Origin of the sequence: Streptomyces sp. NPDC058671 (assembly GCF_042716475.1) — a bacterium.
Lineage (GTDB): Bacteria > Actinomycetota > Actinomycetes > Streptomycetales > Streptomycetaceae > Streptomyces.
Genome location: NZ_JBHXSA010000005.1, coordinates 247179 through 269009, shown reverse-complemented (window position 1 = coordinate 269009; position 21831 = coordinate 247179). Strand labels below are relative to the sequence as shown.

Sequence of the window (21831 nt, the reverse complement as noted above, 5' to 3'; positions counted from 1 at the left end):
GATGGTAGCGTCGCAACCGGAAACAACCGGCTTTTCTGGGGGAGACGCACGTGGCTTTCGTGATCGAAATCGTTTTCCGTGGCGATGAGACGGACCGGTCGAGTTTCTCAGAAGCTCACCGGGCCTACTGGAAAAGAATGGCCGCGCGCGGCATCCTGCTCGGCGGCGGACCGTGGCGGGACGGCACCGGGGAACTCCTGGTCTGCGAGGCCCGCGACCGCCGCACCCTGTTACAGGTCCTCTACGCCGACCCCTACGCGCAGGCGCAGGTGATCGGTGAACTGCGGGTCCGCGAATGGAACGCGACCCTGGGGCGCGCGGTGCTCGCCGGGCTGGAGAGGTCCATCAGCGGTGCCGGGACCCACGAGCGAATACGCGGGGGCGTCCCGGCGCCCGTCGCACCGCTCGCGCCGCCGAGCGTCCGTGAGGAGCTGACCGCCCACGAGCGGCGCATCGCCACGATGATGCTCGACGGCCTGACCAACAAGCAGATCGCCGAGGCCTTCACGGTGTCGACCCGGGCCGTCGAGCTGCACATCACCCGCATCTACCGCAAGCTCGCCATTCGCCGGCGCGCCCAGCTGGCCGCCGCCATCGACCGGTTCGAGGCCGCGCTGGCCTGCTGACGGGTTCCTTGCCTGCCTGTATCCGCGCCCGCATCCGCATCCGTAACCGCACGTACCACTTGGGGAGTCGTCATGCCACTGGTCGAGATAACCGTTCCCGAGGGGACCCTTTCCGAGGCCGCCGCGGAGGTCCTGCAGCAGCAGGTCGCCCACTCCACGCTGACGGCCATGGAACTGCCCCGCACCGACTTCTTCGCCGCCGCCACCTGGGTCTACGTCCGCGAGGCCGCCAAGGGGCTCGCGACCACCGGGGCCGGCACGCCCCCGGGCGTCCTGGTCGTGGTCACGCCCCTGGAGGGTTTCCTCACCCCCGAGCGCAACGAGACCCTCTCCGCCGAGATCACCCGGCAGGTGAGGGAGGCGACGGACTCCGACGCCGTGGTCTGGGTCGTCGTCAACGAGATCCCGGAGGGGAACTGGGCCGTGAACGGCGGTCTCACCCGGCGGGCGAAGATCGACGAACTCGTCGCCGAAGCCGCCCGGGCCAGCTGAATTCCGTTTTGGCGTGGCGCCGCACCGTATTCACGGTGCGGCGCCATTCGCATTTCTCCGTTCGGCCACGGGTGCGGAATCCCGTATCGAAGTGCGACGGGTTCCGGCCGTACGGTGATGTCCATGGCACCGACGGATGGGAGAGACTCGCACATGGCTCTGCATTCGGCGCCGAGACTCGGAGTGGTGGTCCCCTCGGGGAACGCCGCGGCCGAACCCGAGATCGGCAGCCTCGTCAGCCCTGCATTCAATGTCCACACCTCGCGGTTCCCGGTACTTCCCGGAAAGGACCTGCGGGGCCGTCTCGAGAAATACAACGACGTGCTCCCCGAAACGCTGAGGAGTTTCGGCGGGCTGCGCCTCGACGCGGCCGTCGTCTCCTGCACCGGTTCGCACTACCTCCTGACGCCGGAGGGCGACCGTGCTCTCTGCGCGGAACTCTCCGAGCGCGTCGGAGCGCCCGTACGGTCCGCGGCGCTCGCCATCCTCGACACCGCGCGGGCGGTGGGCGCGGAGCGACTGGTCCTGATCTCGCCGTACGAGCCCTGGCTCACCGAACTGTCCAGGGCCTACTGGGAGTCGGCCGGCCTCACGGTCGACCGGGTGGTCAAGATCCGGGCCGGTGCCCGCTTCTCCCCGTACGACGTGACGACCGGCGACCTCGTCGCCCAGGTCCGGGAGGCCGAACTCCCCGAGGACGCGACGCTGTTGTTCACCGGCACCGGCATGTTCACCTTCGACGCGCTGGCCGAGCTGGGGCGGGACTCCGGGCAGACCCTGCTCACCTCGAACCTGGCGAGCGCCTGGTGGGCCCGGGACACCCTCGGGCTCCCGGCCACCGGCCCGGACGCCCACCCGCTGCTGCGCCGACTCCCCGTGGCCGTGTCGTGAGCGACCCGACCGCCCCCGACCCGACCGCCCCCGACCCCACGGCCTGCGGCCCGAGCGTCCCCGGTCCCACGGCCTCCGGCCCGAGCGTCCCCGGTCCGACGGCCTTTGGCCCCACCACCCCCCACCCGGCCGCCCCCCGCCCGGCCGCCCGCAACCCCACCACCCCCCGCCCGACCGTCGCCGTGGTCGGTGCCGGACCCGTCGGGCTGACCGCCGCGCTCGTCCTCGCCCGCTCGGGCGTGCCGGTGACCCTCCTGGAGACAACGGACGCGCCCGCCACCGCGTCCCGCGCGTCCACCTTCCACCCGTCCACCCTCGACCTCCTCGACGAACTGGGTGTCGCGGCCGCCCTGGGCCGCCGGGGCCGTACGGTCGACCGCGTCCAGTGGCGCGACCTGGACGGCGTCGTCCACGCCGAGCTGGACTACTCCCTGCTCGCCGGACACACCGGACACCCGTACCGGCTCCACGTCGAACAGTCCGTCCTCACCCCCCTGTTGCTCGCCGAACTGGCCGCCACCGGCCTCGCCGACATACGGTTCGGAGCCACCGTCACCGAAGCCGACGACACCGGCGACGGGGTGCGGCTGCGCACCGAGGACGCGGCGGGGCGGGGCGCCACCACCACCCGGCACCCGTACGTCGTGGCGGCCGACGGCAGCCGCAGCCGCCTGCGCGAACTCGCCGGGCTCCCCGGCACCGCCGACGAGTACCCCGACTACGCGCTCCGGGTCATCACCGAGACACCGCTCGACGACCTGGTCCCCGGGCTCGCCCCGCTGGCGTACGTCCGCGACCGGCGGGCCTCGTACAGCGCGCTCGGGATGCCCGACCACTGGCGGCTGATCTTCCGGATCCCGCGCGGGGTGGCGCGTGACGCGGTGCTCGCACCCGACGCCGTACGGGCCCGGGTCGAGCAGGCCCTGCCCGGGGCGCCGGGACGGGCCGTGCGCGTCGCCGACGCCCACACCTACCGTCTCGCCAGGTTCCTGCTGCCCCGCTACCGGGCCGGCCGGGTGCTGTTCGCAGGGGACGCCGCCCACCTCACCTCCACCGCGGGCGGCCTGAACATGAACTGCGGGATCCACGACGCCGTGGAGACCGGACGTGCCCTCGCCGCCGTACTGCGCGGGGACCCGGCCGACGAGGCCCCGCTCGACGCGGCCCTCGCACGGCGCCGTTCCGTCGTCGAGACGGCGGTCGTCCCCCGCAGCGAGGCCCGGACGGCCGGACTGGGGGACACGGCCGAACTCGCCGACCGGCTGGCCTCGTCGAGGCGCACCGCCGAGGATCCCCGCTCCGCCACGGACTACCTGCTCAAGGCATCACTTCTCGACGTCGCACCACGGCCACTGAAGGGTGACGCACATGCGGATCTGGTTTCACAAGCACACCGTTGAGGGACGTCTGCCGCTGCTCGACCAGTGGTACCGGGAACACCTGGACGCCATCGCGGCCCCCGGCACCACCATCGACATCAAGACCCTCCCCGCCGACACGTACCCCGACCGCACGCCCTTCGGGCTCGTCGGTCACCACTCCGCCCAGGTGCTGTTCAGCCGGCACTTCTCCGAGTCGGCGCTCGTCGCGGAACGCGAGGGCTACGACGCCTGGGTGATCGCCGCCGGCCAGGACCCCGGCCTGCGCGACGCCCGCCACCTCGCCTCGATCCCGACCCTCGGCTACGGCGAGACGGCCTTCTTCCTCTCGGCGCTCACCGGACAGCGCTTCGGCGTCCTCGGCTTCATGCCACCCCTCGAGGAGCCCATCCGGGCCAACATCCGGCAGTACCGCCTCGAATCCAGCCTGAGTTCGTACGAGGTCGTCCCCGGCGGCTGGGACTCCGTGCACCGTTCCCTCGAAGGGGACTTCGACGAGTTCGTCGAGGTGTACTCGGCCGCCGCCGAACGGGCCGCCCGCGCCGGGGCGGAGGTCATCATCCCCGCCGAGGGCATCCCCAACGAGATCCTCTGGCACCTCGGCATCCACGAACTGCACGGCCTGCCCGTGATCGACCCCGCGGGCCTCGCCGTCAAGCTCGCCGAGACCCTCGTCAGGGTCGGGGAGCTGAAGCTCTTCCAGCGCAGCGGCCACGGCTACTGGTTCAGCCGCCCCGACGAGCCCGTCGCCAAGCACCTGGAGCAGGTCTTCCTCGGCGGGGCCCTCTAGGAGATGCCGTGTCCACCGTCAAGCACCGCCCTCGAAGCCCGTACCCGCACGCCGCCACGCCCTCGAAGGAGTCACGCTCATGACGTACGACGCCTACGGCCGCAACGCCGCGGTCACCGACCCCGCCGCCCCCTACTACCGCCCGCGCCGGCTGCGCCGCACCCCCGCGCTGCGCCGGTTCGCCGCCGAGACCCGCGTCGGCCCCGCCAACCTCGTCCAGCCCCTCTTCCTCCGCGAGGGCCTCACCGAAGCGCGTGAGATCCCCTCCATGCCGGGCGTCTTCCAGCACACCCGCGACACCCTGCGCAAGGCGGCGGCCGAGGCGGTCGCCAACGGCGTCGGCGGACTCATCCTCTTCGGCATCCCCGAGCACAAGGACCCGACCGGCACCGGCGCGATCGACCCCGACGGCATCCTCCAGGTCGCCCTCCGCGACGTCGTCGCCGAGGTCGGCGACTCCACGGTGATCATCGGGGACATCAACCTCGACGAGTACACCGACCACGGCCACACCGGCGTCCTCGACGCGAACGGCGACGTCGACAACGACGCCAGCATCGAGCTGTACGCGAAGGCCGCCGTCGTCCAGGCCGACGCGGGCGCCCAGATCGTCGCGCCCAGCGGCATGATGGACGGCCAGGTACGCCGGATCCGGGAAGCCCTCGACCACGCGGGCCACCAGTCCGTAGCGATCCTCGGCTACTCCGCCAAGTACGCCTCCCACTTCTACGGCCCGTTCCGCGACGCCGTCGAATCCACCCTGCGCGGCGACCGCAAGGGCTACCAGCAGTTCCCCGGCAACATCCGCGAGTCCCTCCTGGAGGTCTCGCTGGACGTCGCCGAGGGCGCCGACCTGGTCATGGTCAAGCCCGCGCTCGCCTACCTCGACATCGTCCGCCTCATCACCGACCACGTGCAGGTCCCCGTCGCCGCCTACCAGGTGTCCGGCGAGTACGCGATGGTCGAGGCGGCGGCCGCCAAGGGCTGGATCGACCGCGACCAGGTCGTCCGCGAGAGCCTCGCCTCCATCCACCGCGCCGGCGCCACGCAGATCATCACCTACTGGGCCTCCGAGTTCGCCCAGAGTCTGGACCGGTGACCCGGTGAGCCCGTCCTCCACCATGCTGGTCCTCGGCATCAGCCACGCCAGCGCCCCGCTCGACCTCCTGGAGAGACTCGCCGGCACCGACCGGTCCGCAGAGGACCTCGTCTCCGACGTGACCTCGGTCGACGGCATCGACGCCGCCGTCGTGGTCTCCACCTGCAACCGCCTGGAGATCTACGCCGAGACCCGGGACGGCGCCCCAGGACCCGGCGACCTCGGTGACATCGGTGAGCTGTTCGCCCAGCACACCGGCGTCGACCACGACGAGATCGCCCCGCACCTCTACAGCCACCACGCCGACGGAGCCGTACGCCACCTCTTCTCCGTGGCCTCCGGACTGGAGTCGGTCGTGGTCGGCGAGGACCAGATCCTCGGCCAGGTCAAGCTGGGCCTCGAACGGTCGCAACGGCTCGACCGGACCGGCCGGGTCCTCGCCAAGGCGGTGCAGACCGCGCTACGGGTCGGCAAGCGGGCCCGAAACGAGACCGGACTCAACGAGGCGGGCCGCTCGCTCGCCACCGCGGGACTCGGCTTCTTCGAGCGGCGCGTCGGCTCCCTGCACGGCAAGACCGCCCTGGTCATCGGCGCCGGCGCGTTCGCCGGTGTCGTCGTGGCCGCGCTGCGCCGCTCGGGCCTCGACCGGGTGCACGTCGCCAACCGCACCCCGGAGAAGGCGCAGCGCCTCGCGGAGACCACCGGGGGAGCGGGGTACGACCTGACGGACGTGCCCCGGCTGCTCACCGAGGTGGACGTGGTCGTCGGCGCCACCGCCGCCACCGGCCACCTCGTCACCGCACGGCACGTCGAGGAGGCGCTCGCCGCCCGGGACGGACGCGAGCTGTTCCTGCTCGACCTGTCGCTTCCGCACAACATCGCGCCGACCGCGGCCGACCTGCCCGGCGTCACCTTCGTCGACCTGCGCACGATCGCGGAGGAGGGCCAGGAGGACGAGATCTCGACGGCCAGCGTCCAGGCCGCGCACGCGCTGATCGACGCGGAGGTCGAGCAGTTCCGCACCGGCCTCCGCCTCGCCGGCGCCAAGCCCGTCCTCACCGCCCTCCGCGCCGCCGCGACGGAGGCGGCCGAAGCCGAACTCAACCGCCTCGCACGCCGGTTGGACGGCATCGACGGCACCGTACGGCGGGAGATCGACCGGAGCGTGCGGCGCATCGTCGACAAGGCCCTCCACCAGCCGACCGTCCTGGTCCGGGAACTGGCGGCCGACCCGGACGGCGCCCGTCACATCGCCGCCTTCACCCGGCTGTTCGCCGCCGCGGAGAGCGTCGGCGAACCCGGCACGAACGACCCGAACGACCCGAACGAGACGAAGATCGAGGCCATCGCATGAGTGACATCTCGGCCCTCTGGGAAGCCGGATCCATCGCCGTCATCGGCGCCAGCGAGCGCCCCGGCGCCCTGGGCCGCAAGCCGCTCGACTACCTCCTCCGGTACGGCTACAAGGGCCGCATCCTCCCCGTCAACCCGCGCTCCCCGGAGATCCTCGGCGTTCCCGCGTACCCCAGCGTGAAGGACGCCCCCGGACCCGTCGACCTCGCCCTGATCATGGTCTCCGCCGAACGTGTCCTCGGCGCCGTCGACGACTGCGTGGCCGCCGGCGTCAAGCTCGCCGTCATCGCCTCCTCCGGCTTCGCCGAGACCGGCGAGGAGGGCGCCCGCCTCCAGGCCGAGGTCGTCGCCCGGGCCCGCGCCGGAAACCTGCGGATCATCGGTCCCAACTGCATCGGGGCCGTCGCGTACGAGAACCGTGTCCTCGCCACCTTCAGCCCCCTCTTCGGCGCCGAGTCCGTCCCCTTCGAACCCGGCACGCTCGCCTTCGTCAGCCAGAGCGGCGCCCTCGGCTTCGGCGCCGCCAGCCTCGCCCTGGAGCGGGGTCTGCGCCCCGGCTGGGTGGTGAGCACCGGCAACGACGCCGACGTCACCGCGCTCGAAGTCCTCCGTGAACTCTCCACCGTCCCCGAGGTCACCGGCCTCCTCGGTTACCTGGAGGACACGCCGGACATCGGGACTCTGCGCGCGCTCGCCGGCTCCGGCAAGCCCGTCGCCCTGCTCAAGTCGGGCCGTACGGAGGCGGGCGGCCGGGCCGCCGCCTCGCACACCGGCGCCCTCGCCACCGACGACCGGGTCCTGGACGCGGCCCTGCGCGGCCTCGGCATCGTCCGGGTCGACGACATCGACGAACTCCTCGACGTGGCACGGGTCTTCGAGTCCGAGCGACGGCCCGCCGGGAACCGGGTCGCGGTGGTCACCACCTCCGGCGGCTCCGGCATCCTCGCCGCCGACGCCGTCGAGGCCCACGGCCTGGAGCTCAGCGCCCTGGAGCCGCGCAGCAAGGAGGCGCTCGCCGAGATCGTGCCCGCGTTCGGGGCCATCGACAACCCCGTCGACATCACCGCCACCGTCCTCAGCGACCCGTCGCTCTTCGACCGCTCCCTGGACGTCCTGATCGCCGACGACACCGTCGACATCATCGTCGCCGCGTTCTGCGTGATGGCGGGCCCCGACGTGCAGAAGGCCGTCGACGCCCTCTCCCGGGCCGCCCTGAAGGGCGGCAAGCCCATCCTCGTCGCCCGTACCGGAGCCGACTTCCTCGCCCCGGACGCCCCGCGTGACCTGCGCGAGGCGGGTCTCCCCGAGTACCCGACGCCGGCCCGCGCGCTGCGGGCGGCCGCCGCCCTGTGGGAGGTCAGCCGCCCCCGGACGCTGCCGGACGCCCCCCGCCCCGGGACCGTGCCGGGCCCCGGCGCCGGCGCCACGGAGCCCGAGCTGAAGCGGCTCCTCGCCGAGGCCGGGATCGCCGTGCCGAAGGGCCGGATCGCCGAGGACGCCGAGGACGCGGCGCGCGCCGTGACCGAGGTCGGCGGCGCGGCGGTCCTCAAGGCGGTGGTTCCGGGCCTGCTTCACAAGACGGAGGCGGGAGGCGTGGAGATCGGCGTCACCGTCGGCACGGCCCCCGAGGCGTACGCCCGGCTGGCCGCCCTCGGCGGACAGGTCCTCGTCGAGGAACTGGTGGCGGACGGAGTCGAGTTGATCGTCGGCGTCCACACCACCGACCTCGGTCCCGTGCTCACCGCCGGTCTCGGCGGGATCTTCACCGAGGTCCTCGACGACGTCGGCCACCGGCTCCTGCCCCTGGCCCCGGGCGAGGGCGCCGAACTCCTCGCCGGGCTGCGCGGTTCGCGGATACTCGCCGGCGCCAGGGGCCGGGCCGCCGCGGACGTGGAGGCCGCCGCCGCGCTCCTGCACCGGGTCGCCGACCTGGTCCAGGACTGGCCGGCCGGCTTCGCCCTCGACCTCAACCCGGTGCGCGTCCTGGAGCGGGGCGCCGTCGTCCTGGACGCCGCTCTCACCTTCGAAGCCCCCCAGGAGGCCGGCCGATGAGCGGCGGAGCGACGACCCACAGCGAGGCCCTCTTCGAGCGGGCCCGCGCGGTGACCCCCGGCGGGGTCAACTCCCCGGTCCGCGCCTTCGGCGCCGTCGGCGGCACCCCGCGCTTCATCGCCTCGGCCGACGGCCCGTACCTCACCGACAGCGACGGCAACGAGTACGTCGACCTGATCTGCTCCTGGGGCCCGATGATCCTGGGCCACCGGCACCCCGCCGTCGTCGAGGCGGTCACCCGGGCCCTGGAGCGCGGGACGTCCTTCGGGGCGCCGTCCACCGGCGAGGTCGAGCTCGCGGAGGAGATCGTCGACCGGGTCGCCCCGGTCGAGCGGGTACGGCTCGTCAGTTCCGGCACCGAGGCGACGATGTCGGCGATCCGTCTGGCGCGTGGCTTCACCGGCCGGGGCAAGGTCGTGAAGTTCGCCGGCTGCTACCACGGCCATGTGGACGCCCTGCTCGCCTCGGCCGGCTCCGGCCTCGCCACCTTCGCCCTCCCCGACACCCCGGGTGTCACCGGCGCCCAGGCGAGCGACACGATCGTCCTGCCCTACAACGACCTCACGGCCGTGGAGAAGGTCTTCGCGGAGGTGGGCGACGAGATCGCCGCCGTCATCACGGAGGCCGCCCCCGGCAACATGGGCGCGGTCCCGCCGTTGCCCGGCTTCAACGCCGGCCTGAAGGAGATCACCGCCCGCCACGGCGCGCTCTTCATCTCCGACGAGGTGATGACCGGCTTCCGCGCCAGCCGTTCCGGCTGGTACGGGCGGGACGGCGTCGCTCCCGACCTGCTGACCTTCGGCAAGGTCATGGGCGGCGGCTTCCCCGCGGCGGCCTTCGGCGGCCGTGCCGACGTCATGGCGCACCTCGCCCCGGCCGGCCCCGTCTACCAGGCGGGCACCCTCTCGGGGAACCCGGTCGCGACCGCCGCCGGCCTCGCCACCCTGCGGCACAGCACCCCCGAGGTGTACGAGCGGCTGGACCAGGTGTCGCGGACCATCGGCCGTGAGGTGTCCGCCGCCCTCGCCAAGGAGGGCGTGGCGCACCGCGTCCAGTACTCCGGCACCATGTTCTCGGTCTTCTTCACCGAGGACGAGGTCGTCGACTTCGACGGCGTCCGCGCCACCGCGTCGTACCGCTACCCGCCCTTCTTCCACGAGCTCCTGCGCAGCGGCGTCTACCTGCCGCCCTCGCCCTTCGAGGCGTGGTTCGTGTCGGCCTCCCACGACGACCGGGCGGTCTCCCGGGTGGTCGACGCGCTTCCGGCGGCGGCCGCCGCCGCCGCCGCCGCGAAGCCCTGACGACGGAGCCGTACGGGCCGCGCACAAGCGAAAGCCCCCGTGGTGCTGCCACGGGGGCTTTCCCTTGCGTCTGCGCTGCCTATCGCCGCGGACGGATCACGCGGCGATATGCAGGCGCACCTCCACATTCCCCCGGACCGCCTTGGAGTACGGGCAGCGCCCGTGAGCCGCGTCGGCGAGCCGCCGCGCCTCGGCGGCCTCGATCCCGGGCAGTTCCACGGTGAGCACCACCGACAGGTGGAATCCGCTCTCCTCCTTGTGCAGGGCGACCTCGGCGACGACCGTGTCGTCCGCCAGCGCGACCTCGGACTCGCGCGCGGAGAGCCGGAGCGCGCTGTGGAAGCAGGCGGCGTAGCCGGCGGCGAAGAGCTGCTCGGGGTTGGTGGCGGCACCGGAACCCCCCACGGCCTTGGGGCTCGACAGGGGGAGGTCGAGCAGTCCGTCGGAGGAGCGTACGGCGCCGTTGCGCCCGTCTCCTGAGGAGGTGACCTCAGCGGTGTAGACGACAGCCATTTCGTCATGCCTTTCGGAATCGGAACATGCGCGGAGGGACAAAGGAGAATTCCCCCAGTCTCCGGCGCCGCCGAATTCCGGACGCTACGGATCTCCGCAGTCACTCCGCCCGGGGCGCGCATTAGCGTGGATTACCTCAAGGACCTTCGAATGCAGAGGAGTTGGCCATGGCCGGACCGCTGGCGGGAGTGCGCGTACTGGAATTCGCGGGCTCGGCGCCCACCGCTTTCGTCGGCACCGTCCTGTCCGGTCTCGGTGCCGATGTCGTACGCGTCGACCGGGCGCCCGGGACGGCTCCCGGCCCGGACGCCCCCCGCCCGCCGGAGAACCCGCTCTCCCGTGGCCGACGGTCGGTCGCCCTCGACCTCAAGAGCCCCGAGGGCGTCGAGGCGGCCCTCGAACTCACCGGGCACGCGGACATCCTCGTCGAGGGCTTCCGACCCGGAGTCGCCGACCGCCTCGGCATCGGCCCCAATGCGGCGCTCGCCCGCAACCCGCGCCTGGTCTACGGACGGGTCAGCGGCTGGGGCCAGCAGGGAGAGTGGGCCGGGCGCGCCGCCCACGACCTGGCCGTCCTCGCCCTGACCGGCGCCCTGGACACCGACCCGGCCACCGGAGACCCGGTGCAGCCCCCGAGCGCGTACCTCTCCAGCTTCGCCGGCGGTGCCAACGCGCACGTCCAGGGACTGCTCGCCGCGCTCCACGAGCGGGAGCGCTCCGGGCGCGGCCAGGTCGTCGACACCGCCCTCGCGGACGGCGCCGCCCTGATCTCCACCCTGATCCACCAGTGGCGGGAGGTCCCCGGCAACCACACCGTCACCGACGCCCCGCACTACGGGCTCTACCGGGCCGCCGACGGCCGCCACCTGGCGGTCGCCGCCATCGAACCCCGGCTCTACCAGAACCTCTTGGACCACCTGGGCCTCACCGGCACCGAAGGGCTGCCCGACCGGTCGGACCCGGCGGCCTGGCCCGACCTGCGCGCCCTCATCGCCGGCCGCTTCGCGACCCGGGACCGGGACCACTGGGTGAAGGTCTTCGACGCCGTGGACGCCGGTGTGGCCCCGGTCCTCACCGCCGCCGAGGCCGCCGAGCACCACCAGCTCGCCGCCCGCGAGGCCTTCGTACGGATCGGCGGCACCCTCCAGCCCGCCCCGCCGTCCCGGTTCGACCGCACCCCCGCGGACACTCCCGGCCGCGCCCCGCTTCCCGGCGAGCACACCGCCGAGGTCCTCGCCGAGTGGCGCGGCCTCTCGTGACGAGCAGGTCCCGGGCCCCGGTGTATCCGCGGACCGGGGGTCACGCGTCCCGCTGCTGCCGGTCCTGGCTGCGGCCGCGCAGCCGGACCGTCACATAGGCCGCGGCGGCGACGACGACGAGGACGAGGATCACCTTCGACAGGACACCGACGTAGGTCCCCACGACGTCCCACCGGTCGCCCAGCCAGTAGCCGGCCATGATGAGGACGCTGTTCCAGATGAGGCTGCCGAGCGCGGTGAGCATGAGGAACAGGGGCATCGGCATCCGCTGGACGCCGGCGGGCACCGAGATCAGACTCCGGAAGACCGGCACCATCCGGCCGAGGAACACCGCCTTGGTGCCGTGCTCGGCGAACCACTCCTCCGTACGGACCAGGTCCGAGGCCTTCACGAGCGGCAGCCTGCCCCAGATCCGGTGCATCCGCTCCCGCCCGAAGAGCACCCCGATCCAGTAGAGCGCGACCGCCCCGACGACCGAACCGAGCGTCGTCCAGAAGAGTGCCGAGGCCAGGCTCAGCACACCCTGGCCCGCGGCGAAGCCGGTCAACGGCAGGATGACCTCGCTGGGCAGCGGCGGGAAGAGGTTCTCCAGGGCGATGGCCAGACCGGCTCCCGGGCCGCCCATCGTGTCGACGAGGTCGGCGACCCAGCCGGCGATACCGCCGGCGGGCTGCTGGGCCTGTGCCAGTGGCGTGAGGGGTGTGAGGGGCATAAGGGACTCCAAGCGGGCGACGACGGTGACCTAGGTCGGGTACCCCGTGTCTCGTCCTCGAACGGTGGAACGGCCGCGCGGCGCCGTGGCCCGCCCGGACCCGGGAGGAGCCCCGCCCCGGACCGCCTACCCTTGGACGCATGACGAGCAGCAGCGACCGGAGCACCGCAGTGAGCGTTGACGGCACCAAGACCTATGAGATCCGCACCTACGGGTGCCAGATGAACGTCCACGACTCCGAGCGGCTCTCCGGTCTGCTGGAGGAGGCGGGTTACGTCAAGGCCCCCAAGGGCTCCGACGGAGACGCCGACGTCGTCGTATTCAACACCTGCGCGGTCCGCGAGAACGCCGACAACAAGCTGTACGGCAACCTGGGCCGGCTCGCCCCCATGAAGACCACGCGCCCCGGCATGCAGATCGCCGTCGGCGGCTGCCTCGCCCAGAAGGACCGGGACACGATCGTCGCGAAGGCCCCCTGGGTCGACGTCGTCTTCGGCACGCACAACATCGGCAAGCTGCCCGTCCTCCTGGAGCGCGCCCGCGTCCAGGAGGAGGCGCAGATCGAGATCGCCGAGTCGCTGGAGGCCTTCCCCTCCACGCTGCCGACCCGCCGCGAGTCCGCCTACGCCGCCTGGGTCTCGATCTCCGTCGGCTGCAACAACACCTGCACCTTCTGTATCGTCCCGGCCCTGCGAGGCAAGGAGGAGGACCGGCGCCCCGGCGACATCCTCGCCGAGATCGAGGCACTGGTCGCCGAGGGGGTCTCCGAGATCACCCTGCTCGGCCAGAACGTCAACGCGTACGGCTCCGACCTCGGTGACCGCGAGGCGTTCTCCAAGCTGCTGCGCGCCTGCGGGCAGATCGAGGGCCTGGAGCGGGTCCGCTTCACCTCCCCGCACCCCCGCGACTTCACCGACGACGTGATCGCGGCGATGGCGGAGACGCCCAACGTCATGCCACAGCTGCACATGCCGCTCCAGTCCGGTTCGGACGCCATCCTCCGGGCGATGCGCCGCTCGTACCGGCAGGAGCGTTTCCTCGGCATCCTGGATAAGGTCCGCGCGTCCATCCCGCACGCCGCCATCTCCACCGACATCATCGTGGGCTTCCCCGGCGAGACCGAGGAGGACTTCGAGCAGACGATGCACACGGTCCGCGAGGCCCGCTTCGCGAACGCCTTCACCTTCCAGTACTCCAAGCGCCCCGGGACCCCGGCGGCCGACATGGAGGACCAGATCCCCAAGGCGGTCGTGCAGGAGCGCTACATGCGGCTCGTCGCCCTCCAGGAGGAGATCTCCTGGGAGGAGAACAAGAAGCAGGTCGGCCGCACCATCGAGGTCATGGTCGCCGAGGGCGAGGGCCGCAAGGACGGCGCCACGGACCGCCTCTCCGGCCGCGCCCCCGACAACCGGCTCGTCCACTTCACCAAGCCGGACGAGGACGTCCGCCCCGGCGACGTCGTGACCGTCGAGATCACGTACGCCGCCCCGCACCACCTGCTCGCCGAGGGCCCGGTCGCGTCGGTACGCCGCACCCGTGCCGGTGACGCCTGGGAGAAGCGCACCGCCGAAGCCGCCGCCAAGCCGACGGGCGTCCTCCTCGGCCTGCCGAAGATGGGCGTCCCGGAGCCGCTCCCGGCCGCCGAGGTCCCGGCCTGCGCGAGCCACTGACACGAGCGCGGCCCCGGGCCGCATCCGGCTGAGCCCGTGTCCCACCGCCCGCACGCCGTGGAACACGGGCACCCTCCGCACCGCGCAGTAGGCTCTGGATCATGCTTGTCGCCGCCGCCGTCTGTCCCTGCCCGCCGCTCCTCGTGCCCGAGGTCGCGGTCGGCGCCGCCCCCGAGCTGGACGCCGCGCGGGCGGCCTGCGCGGACGCCGTAGGTCTGCTCGCCGCCGCCCGCCCCGACCGGCTGTACGTCGTCGGGCCCGCCCCCGAGGGCGGCGTCTTCCCGGCCGGTTCGGCGGGCACCTTCGCCGGTTTCGGCGTCGACCTCGCGGTACGACTCGGCGAGAGCCCGACGGAGGACGGCCCGGCGACCGGTGGCGCGCCCGCCGACGTCCGGCCCCTTCCCTCCGCCCTCGCCGTCGGAGCGTGGCTCCTCGGCCGGGCCGGCCGGGCCGCCGCGCCGATCGAGGGCCTGGGCGTCGACGAGGGCGCCGAGCCCGACGTCTGCTCCGGCATCGGCCGGGAGCTCGCCGCCTCCGCCCCCCGCGTCGCCCTCCTGGTGATGGGGGACGGCAGCGCCTGCCGGACCGTGAAGGCCCCCGGCTACCTAGACGAGCGGGCCGCCGGCTTCGACGCGCAGACGGCCCGTGCGCTCGGCACGGCCGACGTGGCCGCGCTGCTCGCCCTGGACCCGGACCTCGCCCACGAGCTGAAGGCGGCCGGCCGCGCCCCCTGGCAGGTCCTCGCGGGCGCGGCCGAGGGAGCGGGACTCGAAGGACGGCTGCTTTTCGAGGACGCGCCGTACGGGGTCGGGTACTTCGTGGCGGCCTGGTCCTGAACCGGGACGAGACCGTCCGGCGGTGGGGGAACGACCGACGGCGCGAGGACGACCGACGGCGCCGGAAGCGCCCGGGGCCGACGAGAGCGACCGACGGCGGCGCGCAGGGCTGACGGCGAACGGCGGACGGCCGCGGAGCGAGATGCTCCGCGGCCGTCCGCCGTGCGGAGGGACTGTCGGGTGACGCCGGACGTCAGACGGACGGCGGTGTCGTACCGCTGGTTCCCGTACCGCCGGTGCCGTGACCGGTGGTCCCGGGCGTCCCGCCGCCCGGCGTACCGTCGTAGCCCGTCGTCCCGCCGGGTCCGGGTCCGGGTGCGGTGCCGGGTCCGGGTGTGGCGCCGGCGCCGGTTCCGTATCCGGCACCGTTTTCGGGCGTGCCGCCGGGTCCGGGTGCGTGGCCGGGTGTGGCGCCCTGGCCGGGTGCGGTGCCGGTTCCGGGTGTGGCGTCGTCCTTGTGACCGATCCGGTCCAGCGCTTCCTTGGCCTTGCCCGTGCCGGACTGGATCTTGCCGCTGTACTTGCCCTTGGTCTTCTCGTCGACCATCCTCGCCGCCTTGTCCAGGCCGTGGTCGATCTTCTCGCCGTGCTGCTGTGCGAGGTCCGCGACCTTGTCCTTGGCGGGGCTGAGCTTGGCCTTGAGCGAATCCAGGAGACCCATGGGAACCTTCCCTCCGCGGACCCTCGGGGGGTCCGTGCTCCGTGTCCTGCCCCCAGGACCCCCGGGGGCCTAGCGGCGGGCGTCTTCGCCCGCCTCGTTGTCCGCGGCGGCCTCGGCCGACTGCTGCTTCGGGATGTCCACGACCTCCGCGGCGGCCTCTCCGGCCACCGTCTCGCCCGCTTCGACGGCACTCACGGCCTCGTCCGCGACCGCGTCCTCGGCGTCCTCGGCTTCCTTCGCTTCGACCGTCCCGGTCCCGGCCACGGCATCCGGAGCGTCGGCCCCGGACTCCGCTTCGCCGTCCTCCACCGGAACGACGGCCCCGGCCTCCTCGGACTCCGGGGCGACCGCTGCCGCATCCTTCTTCTTACGGCGAAACATTGCAAAAACGCCCATATTCACTCCATAGCGTACTCGGATGGGAGGGGTTCCGTGGTGATCGGCGGCCGGAACCTCGCAACAGGCAACGAAGACGGATGGGGCCCGTCACGTCGCTCATTCGGGGACGGGCCGGGAGGTTTGCGAGACTGGGGCGGTGAAAAGCGCAGCTCCCGCCCCGCGGGTCATCGCCGTCGTCGGCCCCACAGCGGCCGGAAAGTCCGATCTGGGTGTATTCCTGGCTCAGCAGCTCGGGGGCGAGGTCGTCAACGCAGACTCGATGCAGCTCTACCGGGGGATGGACATCGGGACAGCCAAGCTGACGCCCGAGGAACGCGGCGGCGTCCCGCACCACCTCCTCGACATCTGGGAGGTGACCGAGGCCGCCAGCGTGGCCGAGTACCAGCGGCTCGCCCGCGCCGAGATCGACCGGCTGCTCGCCGCCGGCCGCACCCCCGTCCTCGTCGGCGGTTCCGGGCTGTACGTACGGGGTGCCGTCGACGCCCTGGAGTTCCCCGGCACCGACCCCGCCGTCCGGGCCCGCCTGGAGGCGGAGCTCGAAGAGCGCGGCTCCGGCGTCCTGCACGCCCGGCTCGCCGACGCCGACCCCGGGGCGGCCCGCGCGATCCTGCCCAGCAACGGACGCCGTATCGTCCGTGCGCTCGAGGTGATCGAGATCACCGGCAAGCCCTTCACCGCCAACCTGCCGGGGCCCGACTCCGTCTACGACACCGTTCAGATCGGCGTCGACGTGGCCCGCCCGGAGCTCGACGAGCGGATCACCACGCGCGTGGACCGGATGTGGGAGGCCGGCCTCGTCGACGAGGTGCGCGCCCTGGAGGCCCGGGGGCTGCGCGAGGGGCGCACGGCGGCCCGCGCCCTCGGCTACCAGCAGGTCCTCGCGGCGCTCGCGGGGGAGTGCACCGAGGACGAGGCACGGGCGGAGACCGTGCGCGCGACGAAGCGCTTCGCCCGCCGACAGGACTCGTGGTTCCGCCGCGACCCGCGCGTCCACTGGCTCAGCGGAGCCGCCGATCACCGGGGGGAACTCCCCGGAGAGGCGCTGTCGTTGGTCGAACGAGCGGTTACAGCCTGATCACGTGATGGCATCGGGACGCCCTGCCCGTCATCCCGGCGGTCAGGAGCGTGCCATCATCGAGCATCGATCGACCAAGTGGAGTCCGAGTGGGGAGGGCGCGTGGCGATGGAGGCCGGCCCTCGCGACAGAGAACAGCACGACGCGGTCCTCGGTGACCCCACGGCTGACCCCCTGGGTCGTCGTCCGGGGGACGCCGACGCTCTTCCGCTCGGTGCCCCGGGGCTGACCCCGGACGGCCCGGACGACGTGGCGGGCACCGCCGTCGAGGTGGACGCCGTCGAGGTCGAGGTCGAGCTTCGGCCCCAGGGACGGCTGCGGATCTGGCAGCTCGCCCCGATCGTGGGCCTGGCCGCCGTAGGTTCTCTGATGTTCGCCTTCCCGCTCGCGTTCGGTTCGGGGGACGGCGGTGCCGTCCTCGCCATGCTCGGACTCCTGATCAGCTCGTGCGCGGCGGGCTGGGGCATGATGGCCGCCCGCAAGGTGGGCTACACCTGGCCGGGGCTCCCGCAGCGCGGTTCGGGTGAGCGCCCGGACTGGCGATTCCTCGCGCTGTACGTGTCGACGACCGCGGCCCTGGTCGCCCTCGCGGTCTGGCGCGTCGCCCGCCTGCGCTGAGCGCACGACCGGGCCGGCTGTCGGCGCCACCCCGTACAGTTGATCTCGTGACCAGCACGCGGACCTCGCCCCTCCCCTTCCTCAAGGGCCACGGCACCGAGAACGACTTCGTGATCATCCCCGACGCGGAGAACGCCGTCGACCTGCCGCCCTCGGCCGTCGCGCGGCTCTGCGACCGGCGGGCCGGCATCGGCGGCGACGGGCTCCTGCACGTCGTGCGCAGCGCCGCCCACCCCGAGGCGAGGCACCTGGCCGACGAGGCCGAGTGGTTCATGGACTACCGGAACGCCGACGGATCGGTCGCCGAGATGTGCGGGAACGGGGTCCGGGTCTTCGCCCGCTACCTGGAGCACGCCGGGCACGTCACCGCGGGCGAGGTGGCCGTCGCCACCCGCGGCGGGGTCAAGCGCGTCCACCTCGACAAGGACGGCTCGGTCACCGTCGCCATGGGCCGCGCGGTCCTCCCCGAGGACGGGGTCACCGTCACCGTCGACGGCCGCAGCTGGCCCGCGCGGAACGTGAACATGGGCAATCCGCACGCGGTCGCGTTCGTCGAGGACCTCGACCACGCCGGCAGCCTGTTCACCGAGCCGCCGTACGAGCCCGCCGGCGTCTACCCGGACGGGGTGAACATCGAGTTCGTCGCCGACCGTGGTCCCCGTCACGTGGCCATGCGGGTCCACGAGCGCGGCGCCGCCGAGACGCGCTCCTGCGGCACGGGCGCGTGCGCCGTCGCCGTCGCCGCCGCCCGCCGGGACGGCGCCGACCCCGCCGAGAGCGGCACCCCCGTGACGTACACCGTCGACGTCCTCGGCGGGACCCTGGTCATCACCGAGCACCCCGACGGCGGCATCGACATGACGGGTCCCGCGGTGATCGTGGCCGAGGGCACCGTCGACCCGGCCTGGCTCTAGCCGAGCCGGAGGAATCGGCGCGGACCGATCCGCGGGGATCGCCGCAATCGAAACAGTCAACGACTGATCTGTCGCTCGAATGGGTGATCCGTTTCACGCTGGGCGAGAGGGCGACTGCGCCGCGTGGTGGGGTCGGTAGCATCAAGCACCGGCCCCCGGGGCACGCCTGGCCCGCCCACCGCCGGTCGACGTCGCCGGAGGTACCCCATGAGCGCAGAGGCCACCAACCCTGTGAGCGCGGCGGAAGCCGCCGTCACCGATGCGACCGTCCGCAGACGCGGACGCGCCAGGATCGAACTGCGCCGGCTCGGCCGAGCCGCCCTGCTCGGCGCCACAGCCGGACCTGCGTCCCGTGACCGGCTGCCCGACGCCATCAGTCATGTCGCCGAGGCCCATCGCGCCCACCACCCCGAGGCCGACCTCACGGTGCTGCACCGGGCGTACGTCCTCGCCGAGTCCTCGCACCGGGGCCAGTTCCGCAAGAGCGGCGAGCCGTACATCACCCACCCGCTCGCGGTGACCCTGATCCTCGCCGAACTCGGCGCGGAGACCACCACCTTGACCGCCTCGCTCCTCCACGACACCGTCGAGGACACCGAGGTGACGCTCGATCAGGTGCGCCGGGAGTTCGGTGACGAGGTCGCCTACCTCGTCGACGGCGTCACCAAGGTGGAGAAGATCGACTACGGCGCCGCCGCCGAACCCGAGACCTTCCGCAAGATGTTGGTCGCCACCGGCAACGACGTCCGGGTGATGTCGATCAAACTGGCCGACCGGCTCCACAACATGCGGACCCTCGGGGTGATGCGGCCCGAGAAGCAGGCCAGAATCGCCAAGGTCACCCGCGACGTCCTCATCCCGCTCGCCGAACGGCTCGGGGTCCAGGCTCTCAAGAGCGAGCTGGAGGATCTCGTCTTCGCCATCCTCCACCCCGAGGAGTACGAGGCCACCCGGGCGCTCATCGCCGACAACCCGCACGCCGGTGACGCGCTGGGCGCCGTCGCGGAACAGGTGTCCGCGATCCTGCGCGAGGCGGGCATCGGAGCCGAAGTCGGCGTCCGGCCAAGGCACTTCGTCTCCGTCCACCGGGTCCGCCTCAAGCGGGGCGAGCTACGGGGCTGCGACTTCGGACGGCTTCTCGTCCTCGTCGCAGAGGACGCGGACTGCTACGCGGTCCTCGGCGAGCTCCACACGTGCTTCACCCCGGTGATCTCCGAGTTCAAGGACTTCATCGCGGTCCCCAAGTTCAACCTCTACCAGTCACTGCACACCGCGATCGCCGCCCCGGACGGGGCCGTCGCCGAGGTCCTCATCCGGACGCACCGGATGCACAAGGTCGCGGAGGCGGGGGTCGTCGCCCTCGGCAATCCCCACGTCGGGCAGGAGACCGGCGCGCAGCCGGGCGGCACCGCCCTGCCGGGCACGCCCGCCAGGCCGACCACCACGACAGACGGACCCGACACCACGGCGGGCCCGGCAGACCGGCTTGGCGCGCCCCCTCAGCCCGATACAGCCGTAGGCCTTCACGCGACCGACGGGCCCGGCACGGCAGGGGGCACAGGCACGACGGTGGGTGCCGGCACGGGAGGAGGCCTCGGTGCGGGTGCCGCATGCGACCCAACCGATCCGCCCGCCGCCGCCGGTTCCAGCCTGGCCGACGGTCCTGCCGCTTCCCCCCGGCCCGGCCCGGCAGCGCGGCCCGGCCCGGCAGCGCGGCCCGGCGTTGCCGCCGAGCCCGGCTCCGCCGACCCGCCCGCCACCACCCGAGGTGCCGGGGCCCCCGACCGTTCGAGCGCCTCGCATCATCCCGCCCGCACGCATCAGCCCGCCCCCACGCTTGAGCCCGACGCCACGGACCGGCCCGGCACCGCCGACCGGTCAGACGCCACGCCCCTCCCAGGCCCCGTCGACCACCCCGGCCCCGCCGACGCTCCCCGCGCCGCCGACGCTCCCCGCGCCGCCGACGCTCCCCGCGCCGCCGACGCTCCCCGCGCCGCCGATGCCCCCGGCCCTTGCGCCACCCCCCTCGCCGGCCCCGGCGACGGCCCCGGCCCGGCCACCCCCCACCCCGACACCTCCCACCGGCCCCCCGCCGCCTCCCCTCCGTCGCAGCACCCCACCGCCCCCCAGCGCGACGCCCCCGCCCCCGTCCCCCCCGCCGAGGACGGTGAGCGGGTCGATCCCACCCGGCCCGGCTGGCTCTCCCGGCTGCTCGACTGGCAGCAGTCCGCCCCCGACCCCGACACCTTCTGGACCTCGCTCCGCGCCGACCTCGCGGAGGACGACGAGATCACCGTCTTCCGGGCCGACGGCGGCGCCCCCGGCACGATCAGCCTGCCGGCCGGAGCCAGCTGCGTGGACGCCGCGTACGCGCAGCACGGCGAGGCCGCCCACGCCTGCCTCGGCGCCCGCGTCAACGGGCGCCTCGCACCGCTGAGCACCGTCCTCGGAGACGGCGACACCGTCCAGTTGCTGCTCGCCCAGGACACCGTGTCCGGACCGTCCCCGGAGTGGCTGGACCACGCCCGTACCCCCGCCGCCCGGATCGCGATCACCCGCTGGCTCCAGTCGCACCCGGAGAGCACCGAACCGCCGGCCGCCACGACCGGCCCGCGCCCGCCGGCCATCGTCACCGCCGACCGCCGGTCCGGCGCGGAGCTCCACGCCGACCTGGAGGGGGAGCCGAGCGCGCCCGTCCGCCCGGCCGGCTGCTGCACCCCCGTACCGCCGGACGAGATCACCGGCTTCCGGGTGCGCGGCGGGTCGGTCACCGTCCACCGTGCGGGCTGTGCGGCCGTCGACACCATGCGCAGGTCGGGCCGCGACCCCGTCGCCGTCCGCTGGGGCGACACCGCCCAGGGCAGGGTCACCCTGGTCGCGGAGTCCTTCGGACGGCCCGGCCTCCTCGCCGACCTCACCGAGGCCATCGCCGTCGCCGGGGCCGCCGTCGTCTCCGCGACCGTCGAGCCGCCGAGCGAGCAGCGGGTGCGCCACACGTACACCCTCCACCTGCCCGACGTGGCCCGGCTCGCGGCCCTGATGCGGGCGATGAGGGACGTACCGGGGGTGTACGACGTGTCCCGGGCCCGCCACCGGCCGTCCCGGCAGGGACGCCGGGCCTGACCCCGCCGCTTCCCCGCGTGACCCCCTTCGGGTGGCGGGCGAGCGCGCCGCCCGGGGGAGCGGGCCAG

At 73.4% G+C, this 21831-nt stretch carries 20 protein-coding genes; 16 read left to right on the top strand and 4 right to left on the bottom strand.

Annotation, left to right across the window (positions count from 1 at the left end):
* The first annotated feature begins 50 nt into the window (after positions 1-50).
* The 9 genes from ACFWV2_RS08880 (at position 51) to hemL (ending at position 9983) form a co-directional block, all read left to right on the top strand.
* Positions 51-626, top strand: coding sequence for a LuxR C-terminal-related transcriptional regulator (locus ACFWV2_RS08880; RefSeq protein ID WP_384403872.1), 576 nt, complete (start codon positions 51-53; stop codon positions 624-626).
* Positions 627-698: 72 nt separating this feature from the next.
* Positions 699-1118, top strand: a complete 420-nt coding sequence (locus tag ACFWV2_RS08875) for a 4-oxalocrotonate tautomerase family protein (RefSeq protein WP_384403869.1) — start codon at positions 699-701, stop codon at positions 1116-1118.
* A gap of 153 nt (positions 1119-1271) precedes the next feature.
* A complete protein-coding gene (locus ACFWV2_RS08870) occupies positions 1272-2009 on the top strand; it encodes an arylmalonate decarboxylase (protein ID WP_384403866.1) in 738 nt (245 codons plus the stop codon).
* Positions 2006-3409, top strand: coding sequence for an FAD-dependent oxidoreductase (locus tag ACFWV2_RS08865; RefSeq protein ID WP_384403863.1), 1404 nt, complete (start codon positions 2006-2008; stop codon positions 3407-3409). The genes ACFWV2_RS08870 and ACFWV2_RS08865 overlap by 4 nt, the downstream gene beginning before the upstream one ends.
* Positions 3378-4178 (top strand): aspartate/glutamate racemase family protein, encoded by an 801-nt coding sequence (locus ACFWV2_RS08860; protein ID WP_384403860.1) that lies wholly within the window; start codon positions 3378-3380, stop codon positions 4176-4178. Before ACFWV2_RS08865 ends, ACFWV2_RS08860 begins: the two co-directional genes overlap by 32 nt.
* Positions 4179-4257: 79 nt before the next feature.
* Complete coding sequence (hemB, locus tag ACFWV2_RS08855; protein ID WP_384403857.1) at positions 4258-5277, top strand: porphobilinogen synthase; 1020 nt, start codon at positions 4258-4260, stop codon at positions 5275-5277.
* 4 nt (positions 5278-5281) lie between these two features.
* The gene (hemA, locus tag ACFWV2_RS08850) at positions 5282-6631 is read left to right on the top strand and encodes a glutamyl-tRNA reductase (RefSeq protein WP_384403854.1); all 1350 of its coding nucleotides are present in this window, start codon (positions 5282-5284) and stop codon (positions 6629-6631) included.
* On the top strand, positions 6628-8682 hold the full coding sequence (locus ACFWV2_RS08845; protein ID WP_384403851.1) for an acetate--CoA ligase family protein: 2055 nt from the start codon (positions 6628-6630) through the stop codon (positions 8680-8682). The genes hemA and ACFWV2_RS08845 overlap by 4 nt, the downstream gene beginning before the upstream one ends.
* Positions 8679-9983 carry a glutamate-1-semialdehyde 2,1-aminomutase gene (gene hemL / locus ACFWV2_RS08840; protein WP_384403848.1) on the top strand — a complete coding sequence of 435 codons (1305 nt, stop codon included), beginning with the start codon at positions 8679-8681 and terminating at the stop codon, positions 9981-9983. The genes ACFWV2_RS08845 and hemL overlap by 4 nt, the downstream gene beginning before the upstream one ends.
* A 96-nt stretch (positions 9984-10079) precedes the next feature.
* Here the strand turns inward: hemL and ACFWV2_RS08835 are convergent, their stop codons facing one another.
* Positions 10080-10496: an organic hydroperoxide resistance protein gene (locus ACFWV2_RS08835; RefSeq protein ID WP_384403845.1), complete on the bottom strand. Its 417-nt coding sequence runs from the start codon at positions 10494-10496 to the stop codon at positions 10080-10082.
* A 167-nt stretch (positions 10497-10663) separates the two neighbouring features.
* Here ACFWV2_RS08835 and ACFWV2_RS08830 point away from each other — a divergent pair, with 167 nt between their 5' ends.
* Positions 10664-11755 (top strand): CaiB/BaiF CoA transferase family protein, encoded by a 1092-nt coding sequence (locus tag ACFWV2_RS08830; RefSeq protein WP_384403842.1) that lies wholly within the window; start codon positions 10664-10666, stop codon positions 11753-11755.
* A gap of 40 nt (positions 11756-11795) precedes the next feature.
* Here ACFWV2_RS08830 and ACFWV2_RS08825 read toward each other — a convergent pair whose 3' ends face one another.
* The gene (locus ACFWV2_RS08825) at positions 11796-12467 is read right to left on the bottom strand and encodes a DedA family protein (RefSeq protein WP_384403840.1); all 672 of its coding nucleotides are present in this window, start codon (positions 12465-12467) and stop codon (positions 11796-11798) included.
* A 140-nt stretch (positions 12468-12607) separates the two neighbouring features.
* Here ACFWV2_RS08825 and miaB point away from each other — a divergent pair, with 140 nt between their 5' ends.
* Both miaB and ACFWV2_RS08815 read left to right on the top strand, forming a co-directional pair.
* Positions 12608-14137: a tRNA (N6-isopentenyl adenosine(37)-C2)-methylthiotransferase MiaB gene (gene miaB / locus ACFWV2_RS08820; protein WP_384403837.1), complete on the top strand. Its 1530-nt coding sequence runs from the start codon at positions 12608-12610 to the stop codon at positions 14135-14137.
* Positions 14138-14238: 101 nt separating this feature from the next.
* Positions 14239-14973, top strand: coding sequence for a class III extradiol dioxygenase subunit B-like domain-containing protein (locus tag ACFWV2_RS08815; RefSeq protein WP_384403834.1), 735 nt, complete (start codon positions 14239-14241; stop codon positions 14971-14973).
* 193 nt (positions 14974-15166) lie between these two features.
* Here the strand turns inward: ACFWV2_RS08815 and ACFWV2_RS08810 are convergent, their stop codons facing one another.
* Positions 15167-15634 carry an antitoxin gene (locus tag ACFWV2_RS08810; RefSeq protein ID WP_384403830.1) on the bottom strand — a complete coding sequence of 156 codons (468 nt, stop codon included), beginning with the start codon at positions 15632-15634 and terminating at the stop codon, positions 15167-15169.
* Positions 15635-15703: 69 nt separating this feature from the next.
* Positions 15704-16030 (bottom strand): hypothetical protein, encoded by a 327-nt coding sequence (locus ACFWV2_RS08805; protein ID WP_384403827.1) that lies wholly within the window; start codon positions 16028-16030, stop codon positions 15704-15706.
* 139 nt (positions 16031-16169) lie between these two features.
* On the opposite strand from ACFWV2_RS08805, the gene miaA reads away from it, so the two are divergent.
* From miaA to ACFWV2_RS08785, 4 genes are all read left to right on the top strand, one after another.
* Complete coding sequence (miaA, locus tag ACFWV2_RS08800) at positions 16170-17108, top strand: tRNA (adenosine(37)-N6)-dimethylallyltransferase MiaA (RefSeq protein ID WP_384403824.1); 939 nt, start codon at positions 16170-16172, stop codon at positions 17106-17108.
* Between the two features lie 108 nt (positions 17109-17216).
* A complete protein-coding gene (locus ACFWV2_RS08795; protein ID WP_384404024.1) occupies positions 17217-17726 on the top strand; it encodes a hypothetical protein in 510 nt (169 codons plus the stop codon).
* Positions 17727-17773: 47 nt separating this feature from the next.
* Positions 17774-18640: a diaminopimelate epimerase gene (dapF, locus tag ACFWV2_RS08790; RefSeq protein ID WP_384403821.1), complete on the top strand. Its 867-nt coding sequence runs from the start codon at positions 17774-17776 to the stop codon at positions 18638-18640.
* A gap of 207 nt (positions 18641-18847) precedes the next feature.
* Positions 18848-21763: an HD domain-containing protein gene (locus ACFWV2_RS08785; protein ID WP_384403818.1), complete on the top strand. Its 2916-nt coding sequence runs from the start codon at positions 18848-18850 to the stop codon at positions 21761-21763.
* Positions 21764-21831: the final 68 nt, after the last annotated feature.